This is a genomic window from Methylobacterium sp. WL116, assembly GCF_008039455.1.
Lineage (GTDB): Bacteria > Pseudomonadota > Alphaproteobacteria > Rhizobiales > Beijerinckiaceae > Methylobacterium.
Window position 1 is genome coordinate 1 of sequence record NZ_VRUV01000253.1, and the last position, 6,509, is coordinate 6,509.

At 71.8% G+C, this 6,509-nt stretch carries 6 protein-coding genes and 3 pseudogenes; 4 read left to right on the plus strand and 5 right to left on the minus strand.

Translation table 11 applies throughout. The features are described from left to right. Positions 1 to 112, plus strand: a pseudogene (locus FV223_RS31865) (shikimate dehydrogenase); the annotation flags it as partial. On the opposite strand, the pseudogene FV223_RS17115 reads toward FV223_RS31865, so the two are convergent. From FV223_RS17115 to FV223_RS17125, 3 genes and pseudogenes are all read right to left on the minus strand, one after another. Further along, positions 97 to 336, minus strand: a pseudogene (locus tag FV223_RS17115) (shikimate dehydrogenase); the annotation flags it as partial. The pseudogenes FV223_RS31865 and FV223_RS17115 sit on opposite strands and share 16 nt — an antisense overlap. Next, on the minus strand, positions 333 to 1,397 hold the full coding sequence (locus FV223_RS17120; RefSeq protein WP_147728160.1) for a cation diffusion facilitator family transporter: 1,065 nt from the start codon (positions 1,395 to 1,397) through the stop codon (positions 333 to 335). The gene FV223_RS17120 and the pseudogene FV223_RS17115, both read right to left, overlap by 4 nt. A gap of 9 nt (positions 1,398 to 1,406) precedes the next feature. Continuing rightward, positions 1,407 to 2,051, minus strand: coding sequence for a Maf family nucleotide pyrophosphatase (locus FV223_RS17125; protein ID WP_147728161.1), 645 nt, complete (start codon positions 2,049 to 2,051; stop codon positions 1,407 to 1,409). A gap of 348 nt (positions 2,052 to 2,399) precedes the next feature. Between FV223_RS17125 and FV223_RS32590 the strand changes: the two are divergent. Next, positions 2,400 to 2,546: pseudogene (locus FV223_RS32590) on the plus strand (putative addiction module antidote protein); the annotation flags it as partial. Here the strand turns inward: FV223_RS32590 and FV223_RS17140 are convergent. After that, positions 2,533 to 3,363, minus strand: coding sequence for a pyruvate, water dikinase regulatory protein (locus FV223_RS17140; protein ID WP_147728162.1), 831 nt, complete (start codon positions 3,361 to 3,363; stop codon positions 2,533 to 2,535). The pseudogene FV223_RS32590 and the gene FV223_RS17140 sit on opposite strands and share 14 nt — an antisense overlap. Before the next feature lie 597 nt (positions 3,364 to 3,960). Between FV223_RS17140 and FV223_RS17145 the strand changes: the two genes are divergently transcribed. Both FV223_RS17145 and hemJ read left to right on the plus strand, forming a co-directional pair. Further along, the gene (locus tag FV223_RS17145) at positions 3,961 to 5,118 is read left to right on the plus strand and encodes a uroporphyrinogen decarboxylase (RefSeq protein WP_147728163.1); all 1,158 of its coding nucleotides are present in this window, start codon (positions 3,961 to 3,963) and stop codon (positions 5,116 to 5,118) included. A 289-nt stretch (positions 5,119 to 5,407) separates the two neighbouring features. Next, positions 5,408 to 5,854: a protoporphyrinogen oxidase HemJ gene (gene hemJ / locus FV223_RS17155; RefSeq protein WP_147728164.1), complete on the plus strand. Its 447-nt coding sequence runs from the start codon at positions 5,408 to 5,410 to the stop codon at positions 5,852 to 5,854. A gap of 143 nt (positions 5,855 to 5,997) precedes the next feature. Here hemJ and FV223_RS17160 read toward each other — a convergent pair whose 3' ends face one another. Then, complete coding sequence (locus tag FV223_RS17160; RefSeq protein ID WP_147728165.1) at positions 5,998 to 6,285, minus strand: hypothetical protein; 288 nt, start codon at positions 6,283 to 6,285, stop codon at positions 5,998 to 6,000. Between the last annotated feature and the right edge of the window lie 224 nt (positions 6,286 to 6,509).

Here is a 6,509-nt window from a genome sequence, read left to right on the forward strand (position 1 = left end):
GCCGCCGCTCGGCCTCGACCTCGGCCCGCTGCCGGCCCGCGCGGCGGTGGCCGACATCGTCTACGTGCCGCTGGAGACGCCGCTGCTTGCCGCCGCCCGCGCCCGCGGCGTCAGGCTGTCGCTCAGCGCGAAGGCCGCCTCCTTGTGCGGGATCGTGACGTTGCCGCCGGCAAAACCCGATTCCGGTAGCCTGCGAAAGAACTCGGCGAAGTCCGCCGGCGCGACGGCGATGCGCGCGTAGCTGCCGGCGATCCCGTGCTCGGCCAGCCAGTGCCCGTGGATCAGCGGCGAGCGCGAATGCGCGATCGGGTGGCCGACGACGAAGGCGCGCCTCACGCGACGCACTCCCGCGCGAGGAGGCAGGGCGGCCCGCCGGCCTCCTCGATCTGCACCGTGGCGTGGGCGATGCCGAAGCGGGCGCGCAGGGCCTCGGCGATCTCCACGAGGAAGCCGTTGCCCGGATGGCCGTCCGCCATCACGAGATGGGCCGTCAGCGCGATCTCGGTGGTGCTCATCGGCCAGATGTGGAGGTCGTGCAGGCCCGAGACCCCGTGACGGGCGCCGAGATAGGCGCGCACCGCGTCCGGGTCGATGCCCGGCGGCACCGCGTCGAGGGACATCGCGACGCTGTCGCGCAGCAGGCCCCAGGTCGCCCAGACGATGAGCCCGGCGACGACGAGGCTGACGGCGGGGTCGATCCAGTCGAGGCCGGTGGCGAGGATGATCAGGCCGGCGAGCACGACGCCGGCCGAGACCGCGGCGTCGGCGGCCATGTGCAGGAAGGCGCCGCGGATGTTGATGTCGCCCTTGGCGCCCGACGCGAACAGCCAGGCGGTGACCCCGTTCACCAGGATGCCGAGGCCGGCCACCACCATCACCGTGGTGCCGGCCACCGGCTCGGGATGGATCAGGCGCGAGACCGCCTCCCACAGGATCGCGCCGGTGGCGACGAGCAGGAACACGGCGTTGAACAGGGCGGCCAGGATCGAGGAGCCGCGCAGGCCGTAGGTGAAGCGCGCGGTCGAGCGGCGCTTGACCAGCACCGAGGCGACCCAGGCGGCCACCAGCCCGAGCACGTCGGAAAGGTTGTGGCCGGCATCGGCCACCAGCGACATCGAGTTGGCGGCCCATCCATAGCCGGCTTCGATCACCACGAAGGCGGCGTTGAGCCCGATGCCGATGGCGAAGGCACGTCCGAAGCTCGCCGGCGCGTGGACGTGGCCGTGGCCGCCATGACCATGTCCGGCATGGCTGTGCCCGGCATGGCTGTGCCCGGCATGGTCGTGACCCGCGTGGTCATGCGCACCGTGATCATGGCCGGCATGGTCGTGGCCCCGGTCGTGCCCCGCATCGGGATGCCGGTGCCCGGCAGGGTCGTGGTGATCGTGTCCCGCCATGTCGCGTCCCTAGAATGCCAGGAGGCCCTTGGCCCGCAGCCGCGCGAGCAGCGGCAGCAGCGGCAGGCCCAGGATGGTGCTGTGGTCGCCCTCGACCCGCTCGAACAGATGGATGCCGAGCCCTTCGAGCTGGTAGCCGCCGACGCTCGCCCGCACGCGCTCCGCGCCCGCCAGCGCCACGTAAGTCGCGATCGCCTGGGGATCGAGCGGGCGCAGGGTCAGGCGCGCGGTCTCGACGAAGCTCTCGACCGCGCCGTCCTGCGCCAGGGCGACCGCCGCGTGCAGGAGGTGGGTGCGCCCGGCCAGGCGCGCCAGCTGCGCGCGCGCCGCGTCCAGGCCCGCGGGCTTGTGGAACACCGCGCCGTCGCAGGCGAGCACCTGGTCGGCCCCGACGACGACGCGGCCGGGATGCCGCCCGGCGACCGCCACCGCCTTGGCCTCGGCGAGCCGCAGCGCCAAGGCCTCGGGCGAAAGGGTCCCGGACGAAGTCCCGGGATCCGGGCCGGCGCAGGCCGCCTCGACCGCGCGCTCGTCGACGCCCGGCGCCGTCGTCTCGACGGCTAGGCCGGCGCTCTCCAGCAGCATCCGCCGCGTCGGGCTGGTCGAGGCGAGGAGGAGCGGCGCGGACCCGAGCCAGGGGGAGGAAGGCTGCATCCCGCCGGAGTGTCACGGATCGGCGCGCGCCCGCAAGCCGATCGTCGCCGGGCGCGACGCGCAAAGCCCCGCCGTCCGGGATGAACCGGGCGACGAGGCCGGCGGGACCGATACGCGACGCTGGCCCCGAGACGGGTCTACCGCGACCCGGGTTAGCGGGTGGTCAACGGCGTGGGTGCGGGCGGGTGTGCGTTGCGGGACGGGCCGTGGGCCCAGCATCGGGCCGACGAAGTGTCGCTTCGAAGCTGCATCGCTGCTCACGCCGGCGATACGCCGCCCGCGCGTCCTTGCCGGAAGGCGGCGCGCGCCCACGGAATGGCCCGGATCGCCTAGGCGACCGGCCGATCGCGGGAAAGCCTCTATAGCGCCCTGTCGAACCGCGGGAATCCGCAGCTCGCGACCTTCATGGGCGTGCTCCGGGCCTCGGGCCTGGAGCCCAGCATCCGCCCGGCCGGCAGCAGGGCGGGCGTGAGGGCCGGCCTCACGCCGCGATGAACTTCAGCCGGTGGTCGCGGTAGAGGTCGAGGATCGCGGCGGCGGTCTCCTCGATCGAGCGGCGGGTGACGTCGATGGTCGGCCAGCGGTTCTTGCTGAACAGGCGGCGCGAGGCGGTGATCTCGTCGGCGACCGCGTCCTTGTCGACGTACATCGAGGAATCGTCGGCCTTGAGGCTGAGCAGCCGGTTCTGGCGGATCTGGACGATGCGCTCGGGCGACGCGATCAGCCCGACGACGAGGGCCTTGCGCACCCGCTCCAGCGCCGGCGGCAGCGGCATGCCGGGCACGAGCGGCAGGTTGGTGGTCTTGAGCCCGCGGTTGGCGAGGTAGATCCCCGTCGGCGTCTTCGAGGTGCGGCTGACCCCGATCAGGATCACGTCGGCCTCCTCGAGGTCGTCGGGCAGGTTGCCGTCGTCGTGGGCCAGGGTGAAGTTCATCGCGTCGATGCGCTTGAAGTACTCCGCGTTGAGCGTGTGCTGCGCCCCCGGCCGCGCCGCCTTCTGGGTGCCGAGGTAGGATTGCAGCAGGTTGTGCACCGGCTGCAGCACCGAGAGGCAGGGCGAGCTCGATTCCCGGCACGCGCTCTCCAGCCGCTCGCCGAGATCGCCGCCGACGAGGGTGTAGAGCACGAGGCCCGGCGCCGCCTGGATCTCCGAGATCACCCGCTCGAGCTGCGGCCCGGAGCGCACCAGCGGGTAGACGTGCTCGATCGCCGAGACGCCCTCGTACTGCGCGGCGGCCGCGCGGCCGACGTTGATCAGGGTCTCGCCGGTGGAATCCGAGACGAGGTGGAGGTGGAAGTAGCTGCGGCTCATATCCGTGCCCCTCGCCGCCCGCACGCGTCCCCGCAGGGCGCCGACCGCATCCGGCGGCCGGAGGAGACGATGTCGGAACGCGCGGCCGCTCGAAGCATCCGGTCTCCTCGGAATCGGGAAAAAGGGACGAAACGCCCTTATCCACCGCCGGCCGTCAGGGGAGTCGATGAGTGTGGATAGGATGGCCCGCCGGCCCGGTCCAGCCGGAGACCGCGAAATCCATCGACTCCGGCGTCAACAGGCCGTCATCATCGGCATGGCGGAATCCGTGCGCCTGGGAGAATCCGGGACGCAGGCACGCGCACGGCTCCGTCGCACCGCGCAAGGCGCTGGCGGGACTGGCCTATCTCAGACATTAGCGGCAATCCGTTAAAGCCTGCTTAACGGCGTTGCGGCCGGGAGAGCCTGTGGACACGGTTGCGATCCCGTGACTCAGCCTCCAAGAGAAAAAACAGAGTCCTAGAATCTCTCTTCTCTAAGATAGAGCCGGCCTGGGGACGGCCTCGTCGCGCCGCGACGGGGACCGGACGAACGGGCCTTTCGAGAACGAGACCTGAGCCCGGCAGGGCGGAACGGGAGGCGGCATTGGGGGACAGGATGGCCACGCAGGGCACGGTGCAGGGTGGTCCCGACCGCAAGGTCCTCAGGGTGCTCGCCGGCGAGGCGGTCTCGCCGCCCCCCGCCTGGATGATGCGCCAGGCCGGGCGCTACCTGCCGGAGTACCGGGCGACGCGGGCGGAGGCCGGCTCGTTCCTGGACCTCTGCTACAGCCCGGACTTCGCCGTCGAGGTCACGTTGCAGCCGATCCGGCGCTTCGGCTTCGAGGCCTCGATCCTGTTCTCGGACATCCTCGTGATCCCGCACGCCCTCGGGCAGGACGTCCGCTTCGTCGAGGGCGAGGGGCCGCGCCTCGATCCGCTCGAAGGCCGGGCCGCGTTCGAGCGCCTGCGCCAGGCCGACGACCCGGCGATCTTCGCCCATCTCGCGCCGGTCTTCGAGACGGTGCGGCGCCTGCGGGCGGAGCTGCCGCCCGAGACCACGCTCCTGGGCTTCTGCGGGGGCCCCTGGACGGTGGCGAGCTACATGATCGGGGGACGGGGCACGCCGGACCTCGCGCCCGCCCGTGCGCTGGCCGAGGCCGACACGGGCCTGGTCGACGCGCTGATCGACCGCCTGGTCACGGTGCAGACGGCCTACCTCGTGCGCCAGCTCCGGGCCGGCGCCGACGCGGTGCAGATCTTCGAGTCGCATGCCGGCACGCTGCCGCCGGCGCTGCCGCCGGGCACGGCGCTGGTCGAGCCGGTGGGCGACGTCTCCGACAGCGCGCTCCCCGAGGAGACCGAGCGCGACGCGCTGAGCCGCTGGTCGTTCGGGCCGATCGCCCGGATGGTCGCCGGCATCCGCGCCGAGGTGCCGGATGCGAAGATCATCGTGTTCTGCCGCGGCGCCGGGCTCGAGGGCCATGCCCGGGTGGTGCCCGAGACCGGCGCCGACGCGGTCGGCGTCGACTGGTCGATCGACCTCAAGGCCCTGCGCGACCGGGTGCCGGCGACGACGGTGACCCAGGGCAACGTCCACCCCGACACGCTCATCGAAGGCGGCGCGGCCCTCGACGCGGCCGTCGACGCGGTGCTCGAGGCCACCCGCGGCCTGCCGCACATCTTCAACCTCGGCCACGGCATCACCCCGCAGACGCCGGTGGCCCACGTGGAGCAGATGCTGGCGCGGTTGAGGGGCGGCTCGCCGTCCTCCTGAAAAGCGTCCGAGAGGCCGCGCATCCCCTCGCCCCGCCTGCGGGGAGAGGGCCGCGACGACCTCGTCGTCGTCGCGGCGAGGCGGCAGCCGACGGTGAGGGGGCTTCGACGGCGGAGCCTCGTTCGTCCGCGCCCCCTCACCGCCGCTTCGGCTTCGCCGCCGCTTCCCACAGGCACGAAGAGGTGCCTGTGGGCCTCTCCCCGCACGCGGGGAGAGGGGAAACGCGCCCTATCCGTGCGATGTCGGAGACGTGCGCCCTGTCCGACCATCCCATCCGGAACCCTCGCCCGTGCTCGACACCCTCTATCCCTGGATCAAGGCGTTCCACGTCGTCGCGGTGATCGCGTGGATGGCCGGGATGCTCTACCTGCCGCGGCTGTTCGTCTATCACGCCGCCCTCCCCCCCGGGCCGGGCGCGGCGGCGCAGTCGGCGACGTTCAAGGTGATGGAGCGGCGCCTGCTCAAGGCGATCATGAACCCGGCGATGATCGTCACCTGGGTGCTCGGGCTGACGCTGGCCTGGACCAGCGGCGCCTACGTCACCGGGTGGCTCCAGGCGAAGTTCCTGCTGGTGCTGGCGATGAGCGGCATCCACGGCTGGCTCGCCCGGATGGTCAAGGACTTCGCCGCCGACCGGAATACCCGCGGCCATAAGTTCTACCGGGTGCTCAACGAGGTGCCGACGCTGCTGATGATCGTCATCGTCGTGCTGGTGATCGTGAAGCCCGGCCTCTAGGGCATGTTCGAGTGCGATGGATGCCGGATGGAAAGACACCTTCGATCGCCGTGCGGCCGCGTCCGCGCGCCGGGTCGGGACGATCCGTCGTCCCGGCTCGGCGCGCACATCGATCGGCCGGCGGCAGAGGATCGATCCGGACCTCAGTAGCCCCAGTACCGGAGCCGCTGCGCGTACCCGGCGTCCCGGTAGGACTGAACGCGTCGAACATGGGCGGCGTGCGCGTAGGCATCGGCCGCCGCGTAATCCCCGTACAGCGCCGCGACGTTGGCGGCATGCTGATCGCGTCGGGCCTGGATGGCGCGGACGTCGGCGGCGTGCGCGGCCTGATCCGACGCGTACTGAGCGCAAGCGCCCGTATTCACGAGGACGAGCGCGCCGAGCGCGACAGATACCGACTTGATGGTGGAAGTCTTGCTCTTGATCTTCATGGGAACACCTCAAGGAGCGACGCTTGTTCCGCACGTCGCACCGCGATCACACCTCGCAGCGTGTTAATCCGGCATGAACTACCGCTGGTTGGAAGCTGTCCGGGCGGGGGGATGATCTGGCCGATTCCGAATCCGGTCTCAGCGTGCAGGGCAGGCCCGAGCGCCGCCCGAACGGGATGCCGGCGAGGGCGGTGCTCGGGCCTGCCCTGCACGCTGAGACCGGA